We start from the raw sequence: 22,692 nt of genomic DNA, 5'->3' as shown, positions 1-22,692 counted from the left end.
GTTTAAGGAGGCGCCATCTCTAGTGAAATATTATGCACACGTCAACGGCTCAAAAATCGAATATATAGACCGTGGTCACGGTCCCGTCATCGTACTGATTCATGGGACCCAATCCTCGAGTCTAGAACCATACCATGTGGACCAACTCGTTTTGTCCGGTTTCCGGGTCATTGTCCCATCTCGGCCTGGATATGGAGAAACTCCCTACACTTTTTCAGCATCGCCTCAAGCGTTTGCGACACAACTCCATCACTTGATGCAAATGCTAGATATTGATCGATATCATGTCTATGGCATCTCTGCCGGAGGACCGACCGCCATCGAGCTCGCTTCACAGAATCAGCGTGTACTCAGCTTGACACTCGCTGCCGCCGTAACGAGTGTCGTCGATTTCCCGTATCGGGACACGATCAGTCGAAATATCGTCCAGCCGGCATTCATCGCCCTTCAATACATCATGAAACAGTTCATCGCTCGTGCCATTCAAAAACATCCATTCGAAGCGACGGCCCGTATGATTCAATCGACGAGTGTGTTGGCACTCGAGACGATTCGAGAAGAGGTATCACCCTATGACATCTTCCTCCTAAAACGTGTCGCGAATCAGATGGCGTTTGGACTTGGCGCACAGTTCGATTTAAAACAACGTGTCTCAAGTGAGGTCTTACTCGGTGTCACCTGCCCGACCTACATCGTCCATTCAAAAAATGACAAGGCCGTCCCCGTTCGTCATGCGCATTACGCGAAGCGATTGATCCCGCATGCTCAGTTAACAATCCTGAACAGCCCAGGACACCTCATTTGGGTCGGACGACAAGCGAGAAAATCAGAGCGACAAATCGAACGGTTTATCCGATTCAACTCGTAAGCATCTCAAAAAGAGGTGCTTTTTTACGTATCTAACCCGAGGGCATCAATCAATTGATTCGTCGTATGTTCCGGTAGTCGCCAGACAACATCCGTTCGCTCAAGATGCGTGATGACACTCGGACGGTTCGGTTGACCGAGCCACAGCTGATAGCGTTCTTGCTTTCCACCTTTAAATTGCAGCAAGAGATCAAAATCGGGTGCCACATCAATTTCGATATCTTCGATTTCTTCTGAACTTCGTAGCATTTCCGCGAACACCCGCACCTGGCTCAATTCATGAAACTCTAACTTCACTTCTGGATTCATTATTCCGCGCACCGTTGACTCCGCCACCATCACGCGTTCAACTTCTTCATTCTCAATTTCTCCAATCGGATCTCCAAATGGTGCGGTAATCGTTCGAATCGCATCAACCCACTTCATCATTTGATTCATTCTCTCACCTCTCTCTTCTCTTCATCTATACGTAGATCCAATCGAAACGGTTTCAACATTTGGAAAAATTAAAAAGCCGAGCAAACGCTCAGCTTTTACATTCATACATATTTCCAACCGACTAAACTTGCCTCGTCTCCGACGTAGCGGACCCGTTTCTCACCCTCACTCGGGAAGACGCGAAGGGTTGCCACGGCGTCACCGTCGTTGACGAAACATTCGACACTCGACGAGTCGACATACAGCTGAAGGGACGTGACCTCAATCACTTTTGTCCGGGTCGTCCCAAACTCCGTCGCGAACGGTTCACCCGCGTTTGTCCGATCGATGGTCAATTCGTTTGTATCTTTCTCGTACCGAATCACGAGCGACTCATCTTCTGTCTTCAACAGTTCAAGTTTGAAGTCTTCTCCAGCTGTCGACAGTTCCAATTCAAAACGTTCGGGTGAGATCACGTCAAGCCGTGTCCCGGATTCGTTGACAAACTGGTCTTGTCGGAGTTGTTTCATTTCTAGGACTGGGCGTTGTTTCAATACGCCATCTTCAAGCGAGAGTTCTCGAGGAAGCGTCAACGCATGTGCCCAGCCGTACCGGTCTGTCGGATATTCAATCTCCGGTAGGCCCATCCAGCCGACTAGAATGCGACGACCGTCATGCTCCGTCGATTGCGGGGCGTAAAAGTCGAAACCGAAGTCGAGCTCTTCAAACGACTCGTGCGTGAAGACGAGCGTCTCTAAATCAAGAGTGCCTGTGACGTATCCAGATTGATAGATGTTGTGATAGCGATGACCTTCAGGCTCAATCCCTTGCGGAGAAAAAATGAGGACATGCCTTCCATTCAGTTCAAACACGTCAGGACATTCCCACATGTAACCGAACTGCTCGAGCTCCGTCTTCACTTCACCTAAAAACGTCCAATCATTCAAGTCGGTCGAACGATATAAGACGACACATCCTGTCTCATCCGTTCGCTGTGCACCGACAATCGCATAATATGATCCATCTTCTTCCCATACTTTCGGATCGCGGAAATGTTCCGTGTAACCGGCCGGAATATCCGGAATGGCCACGTTGCGCCGCTCGATCATCCCGTCACGTAAGACACCGATAATTTGCGAGGCGTGACGCGTCCAATCGTCCGTACGATGATTCCCGGTATACATGACGTGAAGGGTGTCGTTTACGACGAACCCACTTCCAGAATAGGCACCGTGGGAATCCTCCTTCGTTTCAGGGACTAACGCCACCCCGCGGTCGGTCCAATGGACGAGATTTTTCGAACTGACATGATACCAATGTTTGAGACCGTGAACTGGTCCGAGCGGGAACCATTGATAGAATAGATGGTACTCTCCATCGTAATATGCGAAGCCGTTCGGGTCATTGAGGAGGCCCGTCGGCGGCTGGATGTGGTACCCAAACCGCCACGGGGATGCGGCCGTCTTTGCACGGAGCACCTCCATTTCGAGGGCGCTCACGTCACGGAGTGAACGATAACGTTCGGCCTTCGTCCAATTCATAGTGTCACTTCCTTTTTCGTTACGCGGCTTGTTTGACCGCTTCTTTTTTTGCTTGTCGTTTCGCAAGGATGAATGTCAATCCGAATGTCACGGCGAATGCGATCGCCATACCAATGATATACGAGATGATCGAACCCGGTGCGATTGAAATAATACCTGGTAATCCGGCAGCACCGAGCGCTACTGCCAATACGTCGTTTCCAACGATGAATGCAGACGCAACGGCTGAACCAACGATGGCTGCGATGAATGGATAACGAAGTTTTAAGTTGACCCCGAACATGGCAGGCTCTGTGATTCCAAGTAATGCAGAGATTCCTGATGCTGAGGCGACACCTTTCATCTTCTTATCAGCAGTCAAGAAGAAGACGGCAAGGGTAGCAGCCCCTTGTGCAACGTTTGACATCGCAGCAATCGGGAAGATGAACGATCCCCCTGTTTCAGCGATATCGGCGAGAAGTTGTGTCTCAATTGCGATGAAGCTATGGTGCATCCCCGTGATAACGATTGGAGCGTAGAGAAGACCCATGATCAAGCCACCGACGAACCCGAGTGAATCGTACGTCCATACCAACCCATCAATGATCAAGTTCCCTGCTTCACGAGTGATCGGTCCGACGAAAGCGAACGTGATGAACGCTGTGAAGAGGAGTGAGAGCAATGGCGTAAGCAAGATATCTAGTGACGCCGGCATAAACTTCCGAATGTTAATTTCAAGCTTCGATAAAATATACGTCGAGACGAGGACTGGTAAGACTTGTCCTTGGTATCCTAACTTCTCAATCTCGAGTCCGAAAATGTTCCAAACCGGAATCTCTTCAACACTTGCCTGAGCGTATGCATTGATCAAGTCCGGGTGGACCATGATCATCCCGAGCGCTGCACCTAGGTACGGGTTACCACCGAACCGTTTGGCTGCGGAGAACCCTATGAGTACAGGAAGGAAGACGAAGGCGGCGTTTGCGAACGTATTGATCATCGCTGCGAGGTCGGCCATGCCTGGATACTGGTCAATCAACGAACGTCCATCAAAGAACAAATCCGGTGCCGTCAATAAGTTGTTGATTCCCATCAAGAGACCGCCGGCGACGATGGCCGGGATGATTGGAACGAAGATATCCGATAACATTTTGACGAACTGTTGGAGCGGGTTCATTTTTTTCGCTCCGGCTGACTTCACGTCTGTCGTCGACATGTCTCCAAGGCCAGTCAATTGTGAAAATTCCGCATAGACCTTGTTGACCGTACCTTGTCCGATGATGATTTGATATTGTCCGCCTGTAGAGAATGTTCCCTTAACCACATCAAGTTGTTCGAGTGCTTTCTCATCGACCTTTGACTCATCGTTCAATACGAGTCGAAGGCGAGTCGCACAGTGCGCGGCTGCCGCAACGTTTTCTTTCCCACCAATCGCCTCTAGGATCGATGCTGCTTCTTTTTTGTAATCCATCTTCATTTCCCTCCTAACGTTTCATTCACAAGTTGTCGTGATGGAATTGCTGGAATGGCGCCATAAGCTGTACATGTCAATGCACCCGTTACGTTCGCATATTCAATGTCGGAACGTAAGCGCTCCGGGTCAAACCCGAGTGTTGCCAACCGATATAAGTAAGCTCCGACGAACGCATCTCCCGCTCCCGTCGAATCGATACTGTCGATTGAGATTGAAGGAACGATTTCATGATGCGTGCTTGTCGCAATCAACGTCCCACGAGACCCTAGTGTGATGGCAATCTGTTTTGCCCCTAATTCAAGCAGTGCACGAACAGCGTCTTCTAGTTGTTCTTCTCCGGTTAACAAGTATGCTTCTTCTTCGCTCAGTTTAATGAAGTCCGATTCCGCGATGAAGTGTCTTGCATCTTGTTTAAATTGCTCGAGGTCCGTGATCAATGCATCTCGATAGTTCGGGTCGAACGAGATAAACAAGCCATCCCGCTTTGCAAATTGCAATAACTTGAAGTACGCGTCTTTCAATTTTCCATCAAGTAGTGCTGTCGCCGAGCCGAAATGAATGATGTCCCCTGACTCGATCACCGATAAGTCGATCGACTCGAAGGCATACTCCCCGTCACTTCCGCGACGGAATGTGAAGTCCCGCTCTCCGTCCTCTTGAATCGATACGAATGCGAACGTCGTGTCTCCAGACTCCACAAGGTTTTCTGTTCGGACGCCGTTTTCGACCAACGTCTGTTTCAAGAAGAGACCAAACGGGTCATCTCCAACCTGTCCGAGGAAACTAGATTGCCCCCCGTGCTTACTGACGACTGCCGCGACATTCGCAGGTGCGCCTCCCGCCTTCTTGACGAACGTCGTCCCGTTCACGAGATCGCTAGACGCATCCTCGCATACCCAATCAATCAATAATTCGCCGATACAATGTACGGTGTTCATATCGTCCACCTCCATAAATCATATGAGTTCTTTATACAATTGGTACCGGTTCCATTTTAGAATAAAAAAATGTTGCGGAACCGGTTCCACAACACAAATGTAAACGATTTAATTTAACTTGTCAACGCTTTCGCGCACTTTTAGTTCAAAAATTGTGAACGTTTTCATTGAAACGTGTTCACCTTGCAACAGCTGTAGCATCATGTCGGCAGCTTTCGCACCAGTTCGGCGATAAGGAAGGTGTACCGTCGTGATGGATGGATGCAGGACTTCCGTGAAATCATATCCTCCAAATCCACTGACAGAGACATCTCTTGGGACAGAGACCCCTTGATTCGCTAATCCTTTCAGGACGCCTAAGGCAATGTTGTCGGTCGCACAAACGATTAAGGAAACAGAGCCAACATTATCCGCCAACTGTTCACCGATTGGAATGGCATCCTCAATCTTAAACGTCGTTTGAATGACTTTGACATTTGCCTCCGACTCTTGAAACGCCCGCAAAAATCCGTCACGGCGTGCTTGACCGACCGCGATATCCGATTCATACACCCCGACATAGACCACGTTTCGATGACCCCACTCCGTGAACTGTTTACCGAGCGCATAGGCCGCATCATAGTCAGGATAGACGAGACTATGGACATTGTCATGTTGCTGACCAATCAACAAGACCGGGATTTGAATCGCCTCAATCGCCTCAAGATGACGTTCCGTGACCGTCGTCCCGAGCCAGATGATTCCAGCAACTTTTTGTTTGGCCAAATTATATAGCTGTTCGATTTCTCGTTCCGTCTGTTGTGCTGTATTGACGACGAGCATTTGATATCCTCGTTCCGTGAGCTGTTCATCAATCCCCATCATCGTCCGTGAGGCGGCATACGAATCAAGCCGTGGAACGATGACCCCAATCATCTTCGTCTGTTTCGACTTGAGACTTTGAGCGAACTGATTCGGCTCATAGTTCGTATCTCGAATGACCCGGTCGAGTTTTTCCCTTGTTGCCTTTCCGACCGATCCACCGTTCAGATAGCGTGAGACCGTACTTTTGGCGACACCAGCGAGCTCCGCAATGTCTTTAATGGTGACTTGCTTCATCCTTACCCCTCCATATGAAAAAAGCTGACGTGCGAGACGCCGTCAGCTTAATGGTTTACCACATATCGTTTCTTGAAATTTAAGTAATACAAACCGTTCCGCTTTTCGAACCCGTTCTGAATGAGAATATGATGCATCTCTTGTTGATGTGGGCTCGTCGGTGGGATGCCAGCCCGGACTGTTTGTCCATCCATCAATTTTGAGTCCAGTAAGGCAAGTCGCAAACCTTCCGTCGCATATCCTTTGTTTTTGTACGCATCGAACACCATCAGGTCGAGTTGGTATACGCGGGCAAGCTTGAGTAACAAGACTTTACCGACCAGTTTGTCATCGACCATCAAGTCGTAATAGAAGTCTTCTCCATAACTATGCTCTTCTGCGTGATAAAGTTGCTCGGACCCCATTTCTTCGAGAATCCCTTTCAACTCTTCAGCAGAAACGCCATATGCGTTTTCTCCATACTTCTGAAAATGTTCATATTCAATCTCATCAATCTGGCGAATAGGTTGACGCACGATGTTCATCCCGTGCCCTCCTTAACTAGTAGTTCAATATCTGTCTGCGCTTATTATAAACGAATCCCTTCATGAAGCGCAAAAGATAACCGAACGTCAAATCGGTTCGATATGAATATGCACCGAATCGACCGCATGCTGTTCATCTAATTTCCGTTCGATGTCATCACATAATTCATGGGCCGCGTCCACGGTCAAATCGCCATCGACTGCAATCGTCACGTCGAGCATCACGTGATTCCCTAGATGACGCCCTTTGATTTCCCGAACTTCTTTCACCCGCTCAAATTGTTCAATCGTCTCCTCATAGGACTCGACGAGGTGCGGAGGGAACCCGTCAGAAAGCTGATGGGTGGCATCTAAAAAGATTTGGATCGCTGTCCGGATGATCATGCCGGCAATCACAATTGCTAAGACCGTGTCCATCCAAGACAGTTGAAAATAAGCAAATAGCACACCAAGCGTGGCTCCGACTGAAATCATCGCATCGGCCAAATTGTCTTTCGCTGCCGCCTTAAGTGCCAATGACTTTGTCTTCTTCGCGAGGTTCAAGTTGAACCGATACACCCCGAACATGACGAGCGCACTGACGAAGGCGACGACCGCCGCCAACGGGTTCGGCTCTGTATACTCGCCCCCGATTAAATTCGACAGACTGTTAAAGAAGACGAAAATACCGACCCCAATCATAATCAATGAAGCGATGAGTGCAGAGATCGTCTCCATCTTCGCATGACCATATTTATGCTCGGCATCCCGTGGCAATGCAGCCACCCGAATGCCAATATAGACCGCGACTGATGCAATTATATCCGTCGTATTGTTGAATCCATCGGCTAGGACCGCCTCAGATTCATATAAGTATCCGAAGAATACCTTTAGTATAGATAAGATCAAATATGCCGTAATCGACACAATCGCTCCTTTGAGCGCTTTTGGTGGATGATTTGTTGTTTCCATCCGCCCACCTCCTTAATTAGCTCAGTTAGTATAGCAGGTGAACTTCGTGTGGGGATAGAGAAACAATGTTTCTTACAGCCAAAATAAATGGAATATATTCCCGGTAGTTTCGTTTAACAAATTTTATGGTAAAGTAAACAGGAAGAGACCTTAGGGTTAAACCGCAAAAAGAGGTGAAACAGATGTTTACAGAACGTGATGGGATCAAATTACGACTGGAACAAATTGACAGATTGTTAATCGATTTGAATCGCGAGGCAAAGCAATTGATGGCACGTCTCCGCGAATTAGATGCTTCTGGTGAAAATCCGCACGAAGTATCTTTGAAACCTGAAGAACGCGATACGTTGAAATCGTCAATCGATGAAACGCTTGAAGCGCTACAAAGCCGTTCAAAACGTCCGATGAACGTGAACGACGAGAAGAAGAAAGAACTCGCTTCTCATAAAGCACTCATCGATGAATTATCAGACTTACTCAGCAAGAAAAAATGAGACGCACCTGCGTCTCATTTTTTATGAAGGAGCCCGAATCATGTATATTGTAACCACTTGTTTACGTCCGACAGATGATGTCTTATCTCGAGCGCATACGCATGCCACAGAATACAAGATGAAATTTGTCGACCGGCGCAAACTTTCCATCGACGAGTTGAAGAAACGTCATCAACGAGATGTACTTGTATTTGATAAACGACGTGTCGAGTTCACACCTCTGCATAGTACAGAACCGTTCTTTTTCCACCCATCGAGCTCCGTCTTTCGGGTGAAGCAACTGAGCCGAGGTGGATCAGATCCACTCATTGACGCCATGCAAGCAACTCCGGGTGATCATATTCTAGATTGTACACTCGGACTCGGCTCGGACAGTATCGTCATGAGCCATGTCGCCGGTTCAAACGGTAAAGTAATTGGCCTTGAGAGTCAATTCATTACGGCACAACTCGTCCGAGAAGGCATGTCCGTATGGGTCGAAAAAGATGAGCAGGTCAATGAGGCGATGCGACGCATTGAGGTCGTTCACTCCAACTCTCTTGACTATTTGAAAACGTGTGCGGAAAATTCGTTTGATTGTATCTACTTTGATCCGATGTTTGAAAAGACGATTTCAGAATCGGTTCATCTGAACCCACTTCGCACAATCGCCGACACTTCCCCTCTCACGCAAGAATTGATTACCGAAGCAACACGAGTAGCCAAGAAACGAATTGTCTTGAAGGCGCATTTTGAGAGCGATACCTTTGAACGGTACGGTTTCGCTCACATAAAACGTAAAACGTCGAAGTTCCATTACGGATATATCGACCTTGAGTCTAAGTCTATTTAGTCAAATTGAACTAAATAGGTCTTTAGACTCCTTTTTCGTTTATTATTTTCTGAATATTGACATTAATCAGACACAAAGAGTACATTTACATCAAGCTCACACATTTTCCCATTATTTTTTAACAGGAGGTTCATACAAATGAAAAAACGTTCCATCCGTCGAACGACTCTAGCGGCTCTCATGACATCTGCCATGACAGTCAGTATCGTTCCGGCAGCTGGTGCCGCTCCCCTCTCGGTTGCGCCATCGGTACCGACAACGAGCGAGCTCGCTCCGTTCGACCACAACATCATCGATGAAGAGCGTCTCGCGAAAGCTCTCGAGAAACGCGGCGTCATCAAAAAAGGTTTGTCTGCATCTGAACGCATGAAAGCAGTCGATGCATATATCTCGAAAAAGCAAGGTGAAGCGAAAGATCCACATAAGCACGACGACAAAGTGAACGAGAAGGCTTCAAAAGCAAAAGAGAAGATACATACTCAATTCGAAAAGGAATCAAAACGAATTCTTGATAAAGCGAAAAAAGGGCAAGGAAATTACCGTAAAGGGAAACCGAACGGTCAAGTGAAGGTTTCTCCTGCCCGGCAATCTGCATACAACGGTTCGGTACGTGAAGATAAAGTCCTCGTTCTCCTCGTCGAGTACAGCGATTTCAAACACAATAACATCATCCAAGAGCCGGGCTATATGTACAGCGATAACTTCAGTAAAGAACATTATGAAAAGTATATGTTCGGTGATCAACAATTTGAACTCTTTAACGGTGAAAAGGTTCAAACGTTCAAACAATACTATGAAGAACAATCAGGCGGAAGTTATACTGTCGATGGTGAGGTTTCGGAGTGGTTGACCGTTCCGGGAACCGCAAAAGACTACGGTGCGGACAAAGGCGATGGCGGACATGATAACGTCGGACCGGGACCACGTCAACTCGTCAAAGATGCGTTGAATGCTGCGGTCGCATCTGGAATCGATTTGAAAGAACATGACCAATACGATCTATACGATTTGGATGGAGACGGTGACTTCAATGAGCCGGACGGTCTCGTTGACCACTTGATGATCATCCACGCTGGGACTGGCCAAGAAGCGGGTGGCGGTGCGCTCGGTGACGATGCGGTATGGTCACATCGCTGGGTTCTTGATGGTGTTTACCCAGTAGCCAATACAGAAGCTGCAGTTCCTTACTGGGGCGGAAAAATGGCTGCGTACGATTACACGATTCAACCAGAAGATGGTGCGGTCGGCGTTTTCGCACACGAATTCGGACATGACCTCGGTCTTCCAGATGAGTACGATACGCAGTACACAGGTCAAGGCGAACCGATTCAATCATGGTCAATCATGAGTGGCGGTAGCTGGGCCGGTAAAGTCGCAGGTACGGAGCCAACAAGCTTCTCACCACAAAACAAAGAATACTTCCAAAAAATCATGGGTGGAAACTGGGCAAACATCACAGAAGTCGACCTTGAAGACCTCAACTCTCAAGGGTTCGTCGCACAACTCGACCAATCTGTGACGAAATCAAACAACCCAGGCATCGTCAAAGTCAACCTTCCTGATAAGAAGATTAAAGGAATCGAACCAGTTTATGGCGATCGCTACTATTACTCGACAAAAGGTGACGACATCCATACTGAGATGGCAACACCAGCTGTGAAACTTGGTGCGGACGGAGTCCTCGCATTCGATTCATTCTATGAAGTCGAATCGGACTATGATTACTTGTACATCAAAGCCCTCAGCGGTGGTCAAGAAGTCGTTCTCGATGTATTCGGTGACGACGTCAACGGCGCAAACGAAGCGGGCTACCCTGCTGAGACGACGAACGGTGCATGGGTCAACAAATCATACGACCTCTCACAATTCGCTGGTCAAGATGTTCAAATCGTCTTTGAATACGTGACAGACGGCGGCGTCGCTATGAAAGGCTTCGCAGTCGACAACTTGTCAATCAAATCAGAATCCGCAACACTCTTCGCAGATGATGCAGAAGGCGCTGAAGCCGTGACGCTCGATGGATTCGTCTCTTCAGACGGATACGATTCAAAACCACACTATTACTACCTCGAATGGCGTAACCACGCTGGGTCGGATATGGGTCTTCTCAACGGCCGCGGCGTGAAATACAACACTGGTCTTGTCGTGTGGTATGGTGATGACTCGTTCACAGATAACTGGGTCGGTGTTCACCCTGGTGAAGGATTCCTCGGTGTCGTCGATTCACATCCACAAGCGCTGATCGGTAACTTGAACGGTCAACAGACAGTCGCAGGTAGCACACGTTACCAAATTGCTGATGCGGCATTCAGTCTCGATAAGACGCTCGCTTGGTATATCGATTCACCGAGTCGTGGCGTGTACGATTACAAAGCACAGCCTGGCGTGAAGCAGTTCAATGATGCAAACTCTTACATCAACTCGCTCATTCCAGATGCAGGACGCAAACTTCCGCAATACGGTCTCGTCATTGACGTAGTCGGTGAAGCGAAAGACAACTCTGCAGGTGCCGTTTGGATCCGTACAAAATAAACATGTAGCATTCGACCTCCAGTCTTCCTCTATCGAAGATTGGAGGTCTTATTATTCTAAAAAAGCTTGAAAATGACGAATAATCTGTGTAACATAGTTGGTATAACGCCTCTGTAGGTTAGTGGCAGACCTCAGCAATGGTAATGCTGCAGCACGAGTTCGATTCTCGTCGGAGGCATCAACAATACCGCTCAACCAAGCGGTTCAGAGCACTTCCTGTTTATGACAGGAGGTGCTTTCTTTTTTGTCATTGCACAGAAATTGCACAGTTTCCATTTTTCTGTGTCGTGAGCACCACTTTGTCGAATCGGTTATCAATTTGTCGAACGATTGCACTTAGCAGGGAGTTTCCAGAAGCACTTTTGATATAGAAGAGGGTTTTATAATTTTACGGTGTTTACCTGAGTGGACCTCCCCCCTCTCCTTGACATCATTTCCGTTCCTCTATAAACTTGAAAAGTTGAAATCATTGAATAGTTAGAGGAAGGAGCATGATTCATGCTAAACGAATGGTTATGGATTCCTTCTGCCATCCTTACACTCGGACTACTCGTCCTCAGTTACAAGTTATTCGGACGAGTCGGCTTATATGCTTGGATTGCGATGGCTTCGGTCGTAGCAAACATCCAAGTCACGCAACAGATTGTAATTGGCGGATATATTTTCACGCTCGGTAACATCGTTTACGGTTCGCTCTACTTGGCAACCGATATTTTGAACGAAAAACATGGGCGAGTGGCTGCCCGTAAAGGCGTATGGCTCGGATTTTTCATCTTGATCGTCTCAACGGTACTCATGCAATATGCACTTTTATATGAGCCGTTTGAAGAGGCACTGTTCATGCATGAAAGCTTCGAGGCACTCTTCTCGATGCTGCCATTGATCACACTCGGTAGCCTTGCTGCCTATTTGGTCTCTCAATTGTTCGATGTCTTCGTCTATTCAAAGATCCGTGCAAAAACGGGCGAGAAGAAGCTTTGGCTTCGTACGACAGGTTCGACCGTCTTATCTCAACTGATTGATACATTCACGTTCTGCATCATCGCATTCTGGGGAATGGAATGGGACATTTGGTGGAACATCTTTATCACGACATACGTGGCAAAGTTTGTGATCGCTTGGATGGCGACACCGTTTATGTATTACGCAAAACGAACAAATCCACAAGACGAAACCGAACAGGATGCAGCATAAAGAAAAGCCGTAACTTCAACATGAAGTTACGGCTTTTCTTATGGTCGTTCAATCAGGATACGCACAGCATACGGACGGGCTTCTTCAATCGACGCCGACTCTCGACAGACGGTAATCGCTTTGAATGCATCAATCGCGACCGCCTCGATGGTATGATCGTTCGTTTCGACTTCAAGAATGGTATAAGCAGGTAAGCGCTCGAGTTTAACCCACTCCCCGTTACGTTTTTTTTCATAGATGACTGGTGTTTGAATCGAGTAACGTCGGAGTAAATCATGGACATTCATCTGATCTCCTCCCTATTCAAATCGTACATCCATTATAGAAAGCGCTTTCAAATTTGTAAAGCGAGTACACTATAATTTTATACAATCTTCCACTTCATTTTAAATTCAATTTTGCCGATAAAAGAAGTAAAGAAATGGGGTGAATTGATGCGTTATCGCCGCCAGGAGACGTTCCGCTATATCCTACCGAATCCCCGTACCATCCCTTATCGACTTGTATGGGAAGAAAAAGAACTCTATGATGGGGAAGGATTGCTCCTCAATGTGAGTTCTCATGGATTAAAATTGCGTTCGGACTACCTCTTCCCGCTCTCTGATGATTTACAGGTCCATTTTCTTTTCGACCTCGTTCCGACACTTCAACCGATCGAACTCATGGGACATGTCAGACACCGTGGCCAAACGGGCTCGCTGTATGATTATGGAATCATGCTTGATGTGAAAGCTGACGAAACTCAGCAACTCGTCACGATGATTAAAACGTATGCACGTGAAAATAAATGAGAACATGCGTCAGGCATCTTCTCATTTTTTCGTGTCTCCAAAAGAGGGTATACTACAACTATCAACCATTGACGAGGTGTTCGTATGACAAGAAAATTCTTATTGATTCCTTGGGGACTGGCAATTGCATTCGCCGTCATCGGTCCAAATGTCCCGTTCGACGGACGCTTTCTTCTCGATTTTGTGACTTATAATACCGAGGCGTACGAAGGCTATTCTCTATCGCTCTTTAGTATCTTAGGGGTGTTTCCCCTGGCGATGTTTCCACTTCTTTGGTCAGAAGTGAATCAGCTCAAACCGAATCCACTCATCGCCGCTGTCACCAGTTTTTTCGTTGGGGGATTTCTACTCGCTCCTTATTTGGCTTTTGCGAGACAGTCACCTTATCCGACCCCGGTCAAACCGCTGCCGACCCGTATCCTCGGCGTTGTGCTTTTACTGGTGACAATCGGGTTGTTCATCGCTGCAGCCAATACTGGAAATGTTGCAGAATACTGGTCCTATGTGGAGAACAATCAATTTGTTCGAACGATGACCGTCGATTTCTTTTTGTTGGCATTCATTCAAATTACGTTAATGAATCGGGACGCGAAACGCTATAAGATGAGCTTATGGCCGCTCCCTTACATCCCGTTGTTCGGTCTCATTTTTTGGCTCATGATTCGCCATCAAAAACCGTTCAACGAAGCACCTCCGAAGCGTGAACGTGCTGAAATGAAACATTGAGTACCCGTTTTCATCAGAAACGGCTATACTAGAAGTTAGTTTTTAATGAAGGAGACCATCACATGCGTTATTTCCAAGTCACTTCTTACGTGACTGTCAAGAATGAAGAGCTCGAATTCAATGAATATGTAAAAGTTCCAAACCAAAAAGTCGATCAATTTTTGAAAGACACATTGGAACTAGATTTATACGATGACCAAGTGACATTGCGCGAATGTGTTGTCGAAAAAGGGAAATGGGAATGCCCAGTCGGTGATTTTGTCATCACGGAACATATGAACGAGAAATCATTCAATCGGCTACAAAATAGCCGCTCTGTAAAGTCAACATCATAAACCAACTCAAAAAGATCCTCCTAGCTTATTTCAGCTAGGAGGATCTTTTACCTGTTACACGCTTTATTCGTTCGATTCTTCCTCTGGATCAGGGTCAGGATGCTGTGTCGGAGCCGGTTTTTTCGCCGGGTTCGATTCATCATCCGGTAGCGGATCCGGGTGAACCCCTGGTTGTGATTCGTCACGCTTCATCGTATCCCTCCTTCATGTTTACTCCACTTGTTTAACCTTTTTTCACATGAATGAAACGTATCAGTGTATATTCCGGTTGCCGATGACACGTCTGGAGATCGCCTTCTCAATTTCAACAATGATAAAGACGACGGCACCAAATGCCACTGGATAAATCCAATCTTCCCACGTTAATGGAGCGGTACCGAATAACGTGTGCATAAACGGTACGTACGTGATGAACAATTGTAGGGCAATGAGTAAGGCCGATACGAGAAACGCAATCTTATTGTCAAAGAAATGTCGGTTGAATGCAGGTGCCAACTCCGTACGGCAGTTGTACAAGTGGAAGAGCTGGGCCATGACGATGGCATTCAAGGTAATCGTTTGTAATTTCTCGGTCGAGTAGTCGAAATCTCCGAGCATATAGTTGATCCATAAACTACCGCCCCCGATAATAATTGAAACGAAGGTGACGCGGAAAATATAGTATCGGCTGAGTAGCGGCACATTGGCCGGACGTGGCGGTCGTTTCATCGTACTCTCTTCGAGTGGTTCGAAAGCGATTGCTAAAGAGAGAGTAATCGCGACAACCATGTTGACCCATAAAATCTGCACAGGACTGAGCGGTGCAGCCGCTCCGAGCAAGATGCTCATTGCCACAAGCAACGCTTGACCTCCGTTTGTCGGAAGCAAGAAGAGAATGGTTTTCTTCAGGTTATCGTACACCCGTCGTCCTTCTCGTACGGCGTTATAGATCGTTTTGAAGTTGTCATCGACAAGAACCATCTGAGATGCTTCTTTCGCTACTTCCGTCCCTTTAATCCCCATTGCCACACCAATGTCAGCACGTTTTAAGGCAGGTGCGTCGTTCACACCATCTCCTGTCATCGATGTAATCAGACCGTTCTCTTGCAATCCTTTGACGAGACGAAGCTTGTCGTTAGGGCTGGTCCGTGCGAATACATCGTTATGAACGGAAGCCTCTTTGATTTCTTCATCTGTCATATCTGTCAATTCACGACCTTCGAGGGCGCCTTCCACTTCCATGCCCAGTTCTTTTGCAATCGCGACAGCGGTATCTTTATGGTCTCCCGTGATCATTTTAATTCGAATCCCAGCATCACGACACGCGGCGACCGCATCGATGGCTTCTTGTCGAGGTGGATCGACGATTCCGAACAATCCGAGGAAAGTTAGACCATCTTCAACATCTTCATGGTCGATTGACGCTTTTGAACTGTCGACACGTTTCAAGCCTGCACCGAGAACGCGTTGACCGCGGTCTGCGATCTCTTTTCGTTTTTCATCCCAATAGTCTTGTTTAAAGTCTTCAGACAATGCCATATCAAAGAGTCGGTCCGGGGCACCTTTGACGAAAATCATTCGCTCTCCTTTGTAATCGACGAGCGTCGCCATGTATTTATATTCAGAATCGAACGGGATCTTCGAAATGACTTTTAAACGTTCGATCGGGCGCTCGGCCTTCTCAGCGACGGTCAACAGACAAGCCTCGGTTGGATCACCGTTAATGACCCAGTCCCCGTCTTCTTCATTCAACTGCGCATCGTTACATGTTTTCCCAACGGTTAACAGGTCGATCATCGACTCGTCATCGTCCAAGTCAAACGGTTGACCATTCAATTCGAGATCTCCATTCGGAGCATATCCGCTACCCGAGACTTCGATATCATGGTTCGCTGTCACGATTTGTTTGACGGTCATCTCATTCTTTGTCAATGTACCTGTTTTATCCGTACAAATGACAGATACAGCACCAAGCGTTTCGACAGATGGTAGACTTCGCACAATCGCTTTTTGTTCGGCCATATTTCGTACACCGAGCGCCAAAATGATGGAGATGACGGCAGGCAATCCTTCAGGAATTGCCGCAACGGCAAGACCGATTGTCGTCAGCATCAATTCGACCGGCTCATAATCCCGTAAAAAGTAGCCGAACGCATAAATCACGACGGAGATGATCAAGATGGCGATGGACACCGTTTGACCAAACTTGGTCGTCTGTCGAATCAGAGGGGTTTTGACGGTCTGCACTTCTGAGATTGAAGCGTTGATTTGGCCGAGCTCCGTCCCTTCACCGATGGCTGTCACGATAGCTTTTGCACTTCCCGTCGCGACACTCGTTCCTGAGTACACCATGTTTTTCCGGTCGGCCAACACCGATTCTTCTTTCACGACGTCTGATTTTTTCTCGACAGTCGTCGCCTCTCCCGTTAAGGCCGATTCCTCGACCTTAAACTTTTCGGCTTGCACGACACGGGCATCGGCCGGCACTTTATCACCGGCAGCAAGCACAAGCACATCCCCGACGACCAGGTCACTCGAGTCGATTTCGGATTGCTTGCCGTTTCGAACGACGGTCGCCTTTGTTTCTAACAATTTTTTGATTCCTTCTAGCGCCTCTTCGGCCTTGTTCTCTTGAAGATATCCGACGACGCCGATAATCGTGACGACTAAAACGATGACGATCGTATCGATGTACTCCCCTAAGAATCCTGTGACGACGGCAGCCGCTAACAAGACGTACACGAGAACATCATTGAATTGTCTTAGAAATTTTATAATTTCAGGGGTTTTCTCTTTCTCCGGCAATACGTTTTTGCCGAATTCGTCTTGACGACTTGTGACACTTTCTGTTGTAAGACCTGATTCAAGATCAGTCTCCACATGGGTTCGCACCTCATCTACTTCGAGCGCATGCCACGGTCTGTCTTCCTTCTGCATAATTCATCCTCCTCGACCAATACTTTTTGAAAAGTCTTTCCCCTATCTGTTCCCAATCTCATGCGGCTCGACACGTGCAAACTTGTAGAATTGATGTCATTTTTCAAAGAAAACGCTTTCTTGGTTTGGAATTTCTAATTGTAACCGGTATCATTGTTCAATTTTAATTTTTCTTTTGAATATGGCTTTACAGAAGTCTTTCTATGCATGAATATAGAATAAATTATGAATAAATAGAGATAGAAAGAAGGAAGAGTTTATGGTCATTATTCAAGGAATCGCACTTTTACTGCTCATCCTCGCCTTGTTCACATTATTTAGTTATAAGGCGCCTTTTGGAATGAAGGCGATGGGAGCATTGGCCGGTGCTGCAATCGCGAGTTTCCTCGTCGAAGCGTTCAACGCGTATGCAATCGGCGGATTGCTGCCACTTCCTCTTTATGAAGAAGTAGGTCAAGCGGCTGGCGCTTTGTCAGGTCCTGCCGCTGCGGCTCTTGTCGCCATCGCACTTGGAATCAACCCCGTCTATAGTTTGATGATCGGGTTGTCTGTATCGGGATTCGGAATCCTTCCTGGCTTTTTTGCAGGATATCTTTTGGCTTTGGCTGGCACTCGAATCAATCGCTATCTGCCGACCGGCGTCGATATGATTTTCTACGTCATCGTGATGGCACCGCTCGCCCGTCTCGTCGCGACAGGGGTAGACCCACTCGTGACAAACACACTTGAACAGATTGGAGCTGTCATCGAACTGGCAGCAACACAAAATCCGGTCGTCATGGGTCTCGTCTTAGGAGGGATCGTCACGGTCGTATCAACGTCGCCTCTCAGTTCGATGGCCTTGACGGCGATGCTCGGTTTGACCGGGGTCCCGATGGCGATTGCCGCGCTCGCGTTGACCGCGTCCATCTCAATGAATTACTTGTTGTTCCGTCAATTGAAAATCGGAACAAAGAAAGATCAACTCTCTGTCGCCATCGAACCGTTGACGCAAGCTGACCTCATTTCTGCTAACCCGATTCCGATTTACAGTGTCAACTTTGTCGGTGGAGCCATCGCCGGATTGATTGTCGCCATGACCGGTATGATCAACGATGCGCCAGGTTCGGCAGCCGGGATTCCGGGACTTCTAGTCATGTATGGTTTCAACGATTGGCAAACGGTCACCTTCACAGCCGTCGTGCTATTCATCCTTGGGATCGGTTTCGGCTTGATCGGAAGCCGTTTGTTCAAAAATTTCCCGATTGTCCGTCATACGGAAAAAGTCGAATCGACAGAAGAAGATGCGGCCTAATTAAAAAATCGATGCACGCTCGAACGAATTATTCGGTGGCATCGATTTTTTATTATGACTCGTATGATTGTTCTTACAATAGAGAAGTGTCGACACGTTCACAAAGAAATCATCGCACGTTCTTTCCAATTGTGAATTGATCACCGGTTTAGTAAATCAACGAAAAAGCGTGTCAATCTACCGTGATGACTGTTCCTGTCTCACTGGATTTACGAGCAAGTTCAATCAAGTAGGTTGTCAATGTTGCATCTTTTAATGAAACGACGGGTTGCCGTACCTCATAACTATAAGCTAACTGTTGATAATACGCCAAATAACTACCTTTCTCGATTTGAATGGACGAAACCTCTTCTTTGGATAATACGCCAGTCTCTATAAGGTCACTTTCTAACTTTCCTTGCTTCAGAGCATCTTCTTGAGGATCAAGTCCATATTTCAAGAAACTTCCTTGCGTACCATGCACTTCAAACCGAGGTGTTTCTCCGGCGATGAATGGGTTCGAACGAAGGTATACTCGCTTCTCACCGTAATAGAATGTCAGATGAAACCCATCATCGGATTGGCCACCATCTCGTTGAATCATCACATCTGCTTGAATACGATCTGGCTTTCCAAACAAGGCTAGAGTCTGGTCAATCAGATGACTTCCTAAGTCGAATAAAATACCGGAACCTGGTCCTCCATTTTCACGCCACCGGTCACGTACATTCGGACGGAAACGATCAAATCGAGATTCAACGACCTTCCAGTCTCCTAACTCGTTCGAGTTAAGAAACGATTTAACCGTCAAGAAGTCTCCATCATAACGACGATTCTGATAAACGTTGACGATGCCCTTCGATTTCGCTTCAAGTTCCATCAACTCATATCCTTCTTCCGTTGTCAGGAATGCGGGTTTTTCGACGAGCACATCTTTTCCTGCCTCAAGACATGCGACGATCATCTCTTTATGTAAATGCGATGGTGTCGTAATGACATAGAGAGAAGCATCCGATTGAATCGCCTCGTCTAATGTCGCATATACCGTGACACCAGGTAATTCAGCCTGCACTTCTTCCGGGCGCGATGACACGACACCACTCACTTCAAATGAGTCAATGACCTTTAAAAACGGTAGATGGAACGTGTTCGCCGAGAATCCGAATCCCACCAAAATGGTTTTAGTCATATAAAACCCCTCCTTTTCGCTGTTGATAGTATAACAAAAAAAGGGTCAAATGACCCTTATGCACTCATGCTCTCATCCAATCTGTATTCGAACGTATTGTACCCGTTTCGTGAATCGACAAAGACGAAACCGAAACGTGGATAATAATCATTTAAAAATTCATTGTCAGCGACACAATCAAGACGAATTGGTTCATCTTCATCGGCTTCCTCTAAGACATGCTCCATGAGCTGCTGTCCGACGCCTTGCCCTTTTAGCTTTTCGCTGACGACGATTCGATGGATATATTGCCCTCGCTCACTGTCGTCCCATAAGTTATCATCCCACTCATCTGGAGGTAACAATGCGATTGAAGCTAAAATTTGTTCGCCATCTTCAAAGACATATACACTGCCTTCTACAATGTCAGTGCGCACACGCTTTATGAGGTCCTGTTCCAAATATTCGGTCCATTGGTCGCTTCCTTGTTCATTTAGCGCTACGGCTCGTTGTTCGATTAGGTTCGCGATGTGTTGGGCATCGCGCTTCGTCGCGAGTCGAATCATAACGTCCTCCTTTAGTTATACAGTATTTGAAATACAAATATAACGGAGAACCGCATGCCTTTCAACCATCCTGCTCACTCGTGAAAATCAAACGGAGTGACGTCTCCATCGTTCAATTGATAACTATACGTCAACGTCGCATTGAGGCTATGCGATACAGAACAATAACGCTCAACGGACAATTCGATGGCACGCCGAACTCGTTCTTCCGATAACTCGCCTTTCAGGATATACAAGATGTGAATGGCTGTAAAGCGTTTCGGGTGATCGGTCGCCCGCACCCCATCGATTTTCATTTCGAATGCTTCAATTGGCTGGCGCATCTTATGCAGAATCGACACGATATCGATTCCTGTGCAGGATGCGGTCGCGTGAAGCAACATTTCTGTCGGACGAGGTCCTGTATCGAGCCCACCGACATCATCCGCCGCATCAAGGATCACCGTGTGTCCTGATGGCGTATGTGTTTCAAACGCCATCCCTTTCTTCCATACGACTTCCATGTTCATCATCTTCTCCCCCTATTTCATTTGATAGCATCCTATTCCCTCATTTGATGTATGATTAAGCTATGAATCGATTATAAAGGGGTGTATGTCGTTGGATTGGTCTATGATTTTCAGTTGGGGACTTTATATCGTCCTCGGGTTAAACATGTTGTTCGCACTCGCCGTCATCTTCGCCGAAAGACGTGACGTCGGCGCGACCTGGGCCTGGCTTCTTGTCCTGTTTTTCTTACCAGTGCTCGGCTTCATCGTCTATCTCTTCCTAGGGCGACAACTTAAGAAGGATAACTTCTATAATTTAAGTGTAGAAGAACGTTCCTTCCATTCGCTTCAAGTCGAAGCGCAACTTGAACAAATTCATACGCGCCAAACCCAGCTCGCGCAGCCGCTGTTTGAAAAGTATGACCAACTACTTCAAATGAACTTACGATCTTCTAAATCGTTGATCAGTGTACATAACCGTTCCCTCATCTTGCACGACGGCGAACAAAAGTTCAAAGCGTTGATGGATGACATTCGCTCGGCCGAAACGGAAATCAATATTCAATATTACATCATCCAGCGTGACGCTCTCGGTCAGGCACTGTTGAAAGAGTTGATCGAGCGTGCGAAAGCCGGTGTCAAAGTTCGACTCCTCTACGATGCGGTCGGCTCACGTAGTCTTCGGAACTCGGACTTTAAAGAGTTGATTGCGAACGATGGCGAGGTGCGTGTCTTCTTCCCACCGACACTCGGGATCATCAACTTCAAGTTGAACAACCGAAATCACCGAAAGATCGTCATCATCGATGGGAAAATCGGCTATGTCGGTGGATTCAATGTCGGTACCGAGTATTTAGGTTTAGTCGAAAAATTTGGCTATTGGCGTGACACGCACCTGCGTGTCGAAGGAGATGTCGTTTATAATTTACAACACCGATTCATATTGGACTGGAACTATTCTGGTCACCGTAAACATGATCCTGAAAATGCCTTCTGCTTTGCGCGACATGACATTAAAGAAAATTCTCCGATGCAAATCGTCACGAGTGGACCAAACTCGGATACGGAACATTTGAAGAATATGATGATCAAGATGATCATGTCCGCCAAACGACGGGTCGTCATTCAAACGCCATACTTCATTCCAGACACGAGTTTTATGGACGCTTGCAAAATGGCACTCCATTCTGGCGTTCAGATGGATATCATGATCCCTGGAAAACCGGACCATCCATTCGTCATGTGGGCGTCCCTCTCGTTCCTTGGGGAACTCCTCGACTACGGGGCAAACGTCTATCTGTATGATGAAGGGTTTCTCCACGCGAAGACGCTCGTCGTCGATGATGAGATCGCGACCGTCGGGACGACGAACTTGGACGCTCGAAGCTTCCGTCTCAATTTTGAAGTGAACGCACTTATCTATGATGAGCGGGTCGCCCTCGAACTCGTTTCTTTATTCGAGACCGATACGGCGGTCAGTCGCACGTATACGATGGAAGACTATGAAAAGCGGAAATGGACAGTACGTGCTCGGGAGGGTGTCTCACGACTCCTCAGTCCGATTTTATAACGAAAGAAGCAGAGCTCG

Annotated in this window: 23 protein-coding genes and 1 tRNA gene; 11 read left to right on the top strand and 13 right to left on the bottom strand. The window is 47.1% G+C overall.

The window, feature by feature from the left end; genetic code table 11:
* The first annotated feature begins 22 nt into the window (after nt 1-22).
* Nucleotides 23-868 (top strand): alpha/beta fold hydrolase, encoded by an 846-nt coding sequence (locus tag KNO73_RS03735; RefSeq protein ID WP_215112055.1) that lies wholly within the window; start codon nt 23-25, stop codon nt 866-868.
* Nucleotides 869-891: 23 nt separating this feature from the next.
* Here KNO73_RS03735 and KNO73_RS03730 read toward each other — a convergent pair whose 3' ends face one another.
* From KNO73_RS03730 to KNO73_RS03700, 7 genes are all read right to left on the bottom strand, one after another.
* A complete protein-coding gene (locus tag KNO73_RS03730) occupies nt 892-1,305 on the bottom strand; it encodes a YhfM domain-containing protein (protein WP_215112054.1) in 414 nt (137 codons plus the stop codon).
* A 101-nt stretch (nt 1,306-1,406) separates the two neighbouring features.
* Entirely contained in the window at nt 1,407-2,825 is a 1,419-nt protein-coding gene (locus KNO73_RS03725; protein WP_215112053.1) for a glycoside hydrolase family 32 protein, read from the bottom strand.
* A gap of 19 nt (nt 2,826-2,844) precedes the next feature.
* Entirely contained in the window at nt 2,845-4,275 is a 1,431-nt protein-coding gene (locus tag KNO73_RS03720; protein ID WP_078146864.1) for a sucrose-specific PTS transporter subunit IIBC, read from the bottom strand.
* Nucleotides 4,276-4,277: 2 nt separating this feature from the next.
* A complete protein-coding gene (locus KNO73_RS03715) occupies nt 4,278-5,216 on the bottom strand; it encodes a carbohydrate kinase family protein (RefSeq protein WP_214684345.1) in 939 nt (312 codons plus the stop codon).
* Nucleotides 5,217-5,324: 108 nt separating this feature from the next.
* A complete protein-coding gene (locus tag KNO73_RS03710) occupies nt 5,325-6,314 on the bottom strand; it encodes a LacI family DNA-binding transcriptional regulator (protein ID WP_214688785.1) in 990 nt (329 codons plus the stop codon).
* Nucleotides 6,315-6,361: 47 nt separating this feature from the next.
* Nucleotides 6,362-6,838: an N-acetyltransferase gene (locus KNO73_RS03705; protein ID WP_214684347.1), complete on the bottom strand. Its 477-nt coding sequence runs from the start codon at nt 6,836-6,838 to the stop codon at nt 6,362-6,364.
* Nucleotides 6,839-6,925: 87 nt separating this feature from the next.
* Nucleotides 6,926-7,789 (bottom strand): cation diffusion facilitator family transporter, encoded by an 864-nt coding sequence (locus tag KNO73_RS03700; protein WP_214734205.1) that lies wholly within the window; start codon nt 7,787-7,789, stop codon nt 6,926-6,928.
* Nucleotides 7,790-7,971: 182 nt separating this feature from the next.
* On the opposite strand from KNO73_RS03700, the gene KNO73_RS03695 reads away from it, so the two are divergent.
* The 5 genes from KNO73_RS03695 (at nt 7,972) to KNO73_RS03675 (ending at nt 12,841) form a co-directional block, all read left to right on the top strand.
* The gene (locus KNO73_RS03695) at nt 7,972-8,283 is read left to right on the top strand and encodes a hypothetical protein (RefSeq protein WP_012726238.1); all 312 of its coding nucleotides are present in this window, start codon (nt 7,972-7,974) and stop codon (nt 8,281-8,283) included.
* Nucleotides 8,284-8,323: 40 nt separating this feature from the next.
* Nucleotides 8,324-9,115 carry a class I SAM-dependent methyltransferase gene (locus KNO73_RS03690; RefSeq protein WP_078146859.1) on the top strand — a complete coding sequence of 264 codons (792 nt, stop codon included), beginning with the start codon at nt 8,324-8,326 and terminating at the stop codon, nt 9,113-9,115.
* Between the two features lie 138 nt (nt 9,116-9,253).
* Nucleotides 9,254-11,647, top strand: a complete 2,394-nt coding sequence (locus KNO73_RS03685; protein WP_214688787.1) for an immune inhibitor A domain-containing protein — start codon at nt 9,254-9,256, stop codon at nt 11,645-11,647.
* Nucleotides 11,648-11,754: 107 nt separating this feature from the next.
* Nucleotides 11,755-11,825 (top strand) — tRNA-Thr (locus KNO73_RS03680).
* A 320-nt stretch (nt 11,826-12,145) separates the two neighbouring features.
* Entirely contained in the window at nt 12,146-12,841 is a 696-nt protein-coding gene (locus tag KNO73_RS03675; protein WP_214688788.1) for a queuosine precursor transporter, read from the top strand.
* Between the two features lie 38 nt (nt 12,842-12,879).
* On the opposite strand, the gene KNO73_RS03670 is transcribed toward KNO73_RS03675, so the two are convergent.
* The gene (locus tag KNO73_RS03670) at nt 12,880-13,128 is read right to left on the bottom strand and encodes a hypothetical protein (RefSeq protein ID WP_078146856.1); all 249 of its coding nucleotides are present in this window, start codon (nt 13,126-13,128) and stop codon (nt 12,880-12,882) included.
* A gap of 147 nt (nt 13,129-13,275) precedes the next feature.
* On the opposite strand from KNO73_RS03670, the gene KNO73_RS03665 reads away from it, so the two are divergent.
* From KNO73_RS03665 to KNO73_RS03655, 3 genes are all read left to right on the top strand, one after another.
* Nucleotides 13,276-13,632 carry a PilZ domain-containing protein gene (locus KNO73_RS03665; protein ID WP_012726233.1) on the top strand — a complete coding sequence of 119 codons (357 nt, stop codon included), beginning with the start codon at nt 13,276-13,278 and terminating at the stop codon, nt 13,630-13,632.
* An 84-nt stretch (nt 13,633-13,716) separates the two neighbouring features.
* Nucleotides 13,717-14,358 (top strand): hypothetical protein, encoded by a 642-nt coding sequence (locus tag KNO73_RS03660; protein ID WP_078146855.1) that lies wholly within the window; start codon nt 13,717-13,719, stop codon nt 14,356-14,358.
* Between the two features lie 62 nt (nt 14,359-14,420).
* Nucleotides 14,421-14,693 carry a hypothetical protein gene (locus KNO73_RS03655; protein ID WP_078146854.1) on the top strand — a complete coding sequence of 91 codons (273 nt, stop codon included), beginning with the start codon at nt 14,421-14,423 and terminating at the stop codon, nt 14,691-14,693.
* A 63-nt stretch (nt 14,694-14,756) separates the two neighbouring features.
* Here KNO73_RS03655 and KNO73_RS15035 read toward each other — a convergent pair whose 3' ends face one another.
* Complete coding sequence (locus tag KNO73_RS15035) at nt 14,757-14,885, bottom strand: hypothetical protein (RefSeq protein ID WP_256363520.1); 129 nt, start codon at nt 14,883-14,885, stop codon at nt 14,757-14,759.
* 60 nt (nt 14,886-14,945) lie between these two features.
* Nucleotides 14,946-17,609, bottom strand: a complete 2,664-nt coding sequence (locus KNO73_RS03650) for a cation-transporting P-type ATPase (RefSeq protein ID WP_078146853.1) — start codon at nt 17,607-17,609, stop codon at nt 14,946-14,948.
* A gap of 259 nt (nt 17,610-17,868) precedes the next feature.
* On the opposite strand from KNO73_RS03650, the gene KNO73_RS03645 reads away from it, so the two are divergent.
* On the top strand, nt 17,869-18,903 hold the full coding sequence (locus KNO73_RS03645) for a PTS sugar transporter subunit IIC (RefSeq protein ID WP_159562249.1): 1,035 nt from the start codon (nt 17,869-17,871) through the stop codon (nt 18,901-18,903).
* Between the two features lie 172 nt (nt 18,904-19,075).
* On the opposite strand, the gene KNO73_RS03640 is transcribed toward KNO73_RS03645, so the two are convergent.
* From KNO73_RS03640 to KNO73_RS03630, 3 genes are all read right to left on the bottom strand, one after another.
* Entirely contained in the window at nt 19,076-20,071 is a 996-nt protein-coding gene (locus KNO73_RS03640) for a Gfo/Idh/MocA family oxidoreductase (RefSeq protein ID WP_214731401.1), read from the bottom strand.
* Between the two features lie 56 nt (nt 20,072-20,127).
* Nucleotides 20,128-20,616 (bottom strand): GNAT family N-acetyltransferase, encoded by a 489-nt coding sequence (locus KNO73_RS03635; protein ID WP_215112052.1) that lies wholly within the window; start codon nt 20,614-20,616, stop codon nt 20,128-20,130.
* A gap of 74 nt (nt 20,617-20,690) precedes the next feature.
* Nucleotides 20,691-21,125 (bottom strand): OsmC family protein, encoded by a 435-nt coding sequence (locus KNO73_RS03630; RefSeq protein WP_074037078.1) that lies wholly within the window; start codon nt 21,123-21,125, stop codon nt 20,691-20,693.
* 103 nt (nt 21,126-21,228) lie between these two features.
* On the opposite strand from KNO73_RS03630, the gene cls reads away from it, so the two are divergent.
* Nucleotides 21,229-22,674 (top strand): cardiolipin synthase, encoded by a 1,446-nt coding sequence (gene cls / locus KNO73_RS03625; protein ID WP_214731551.1) that lies wholly within the window; start codon nt 21,229-21,231, stop codon nt 22,672-22,674.
* Nucleotides 22,675-22,692 lie beyond the last annotated feature (18 nt).

Source organism: Exiguobacterium sp. s83 (genome assembly GCF_018617095.1).
GTDB lineage: Bacteria > Bacillota > Bacilli > Exiguobacteriales > Exiguobacteriaceae > Exiguobacterium > Exiguobacterium profundum.
Note: the sequence above shows the minus strand (reverse complement) of the source record. Positions and strands in the feature narration are given on the sequence as shown.

What these genes read in the sequence shown, in the direction of transcription:
- KNO73_RS03730 (WP_215112054.1), bottom strand. Translation starts at nt 1,305, where the DNA reads ATGAATCAAATGATGAAGTGGGTTGATGCGATTCGAACGATTACCGCA.
- KNO73_RS03725 (WP_215112053.1), bottom strand. Translation starts at nt 2,825, where the DNA reads ATGAATTGGACGAAGGCCGAACGTTATCGTTCACTCCGTGACGTGAGC.
- KNO73_RS03720 (WP_078146864.1), bottom strand. Translation starts at nt 4,275, where the DNA reads ATGGATTACAAAAAAGAAGCAGCATCGATCCTAGAGGCGATTGGTGGG.
- KNO73_RS03715 (WP_214684345.1), bottom strand. Translation starts at nt 5,216, where the DNA reads ATGAACACCGTACATTGTATCGGCGAATTATTGATTGATTGGGTATGC.
- KNO73_RS03710 (WP_214688785.1), bottom strand. Translation starts at nt 6,314, where the DNA reads ATGAAGCAAGTCACCATTAAAGACATTGCGGAGCTCGCTGGTGTCGCC.
- KNO73_RS03705 (WP_214684347.1), bottom strand. Translation starts at nt 6,838, where the DNA reads ATGAACATCGTGCGTCAACCTATTCGCCAGATTGATGAGATTGAATAT.
- KNO73_RS03700 (WP_214734205.1), bottom strand. Translation starts at nt 7,789, where the DNA reads ATGGAAACAACAAATCATCCACCAAAAGCGCTCAAAGGAGCGATTGTG.
- KNO73_RS03695 (WP_012726238.1), top strand. Translation starts at nt 7,972, where the DNA reads ATGTTTACAGAACGTGATGGGATCAAATTACGACTGGAACAAATTGAC.
- KNO73_RS03690 (WP_078146859.1), top strand. Translation starts at nt 8,324, where the DNA reads ATGTATATTGTAACCACTTGTTTACGTCCGACAGATGATGTCTTATCT.
- KNO73_RS03685 (WP_214688787.1), top strand. Translation starts at nt 9,254, where the DNA reads ATGAAAAAACGTTCCATCCGTCGAACGACTCTAGCGGCTCTCATGACA.
- KNO73_RS03675 (WP_214688788.1), top strand. Translation starts at nt 12,146, where the DNA reads ATGCTAAACGAATGGTTATGGATTCCTTCTGCCATCCTTACACTCGGA.
- KNO73_RS03670 (WP_078146856.1), bottom strand. Translation starts at nt 13,128, where the DNA reads ATGAATGTCCATGATTTACTCCGACGTTACTCGATTCAAACACCAGTC.
- KNO73_RS03665 (WP_012726233.1), top strand. Translation starts at nt 13,276, where the DNA reads ATGCGTTATCGCCGCCAGGAGACGTTCCGCTATATCCTACCGAATCCC.
- KNO73_RS03660 (WP_078146855.1), top strand. Translation starts at nt 13,717, where the DNA reads ATGACAAGAAAATTCTTATTGATTCCTTGGGGACTGGCAATTGCATTC.
- KNO73_RS03655 (WP_078146854.1), top strand. Translation starts at nt 14,421, where the DNA reads ATGCGTTATTTCCAAGTCACTTCTTACGTGACTGTCAAGAATGAAGAG.
- KNO73_RS15035 (WP_256363520.1), bottom strand. Translation starts at nt 14,885, where the DNA reads ATGAAGCGTGACGAATCACAACCAGGGGTTCACCCGGATCCGCTACCG.
- KNO73_RS03650 (WP_078146853.1), bottom strand. Translation starts at nt 17,609, where the DNA reads ATGCAGAAGGAAGACAGACCGTGGCATGCGCTCGAAGTAGATGAGGTG.
- KNO73_RS03645 (WP_159562249.1), top strand. Translation starts at nt 17,869, where the DNA reads ATGGTCATTATTCAAGGAATCGCACTTTTACTGCTCATCCTCGCCTTG.
- KNO73_RS03640 (WP_214731401.1), bottom strand. Translation starts at nt 20,071, where the DNA reads ATGACTAAAACCATTTTGGTGGGATTCGGATTCTCGGCGAACACGTTC.
- KNO73_RS03635 (WP_215112052.1), bottom strand. Translation starts at nt 20,616, where the DNA reads ATGATTCGACTCGCGACGAAGCGCGATGCCCAACACATCGCGAACCTA.
- KNO73_RS03630 (WP_074037078.1), bottom strand. Translation starts at nt 21,125, where the DNA reads ATGAACATGGAAGTCGTATGGAAGAAAGGGATGGCGTTTGAAACACAT.
- cls (WP_214731551.1), top strand. Translation starts at nt 21,229, where the DNA reads ATGATTTTCAGTTGGGGACTTTATATCGTCCTCGGGTTAAACATGTTG.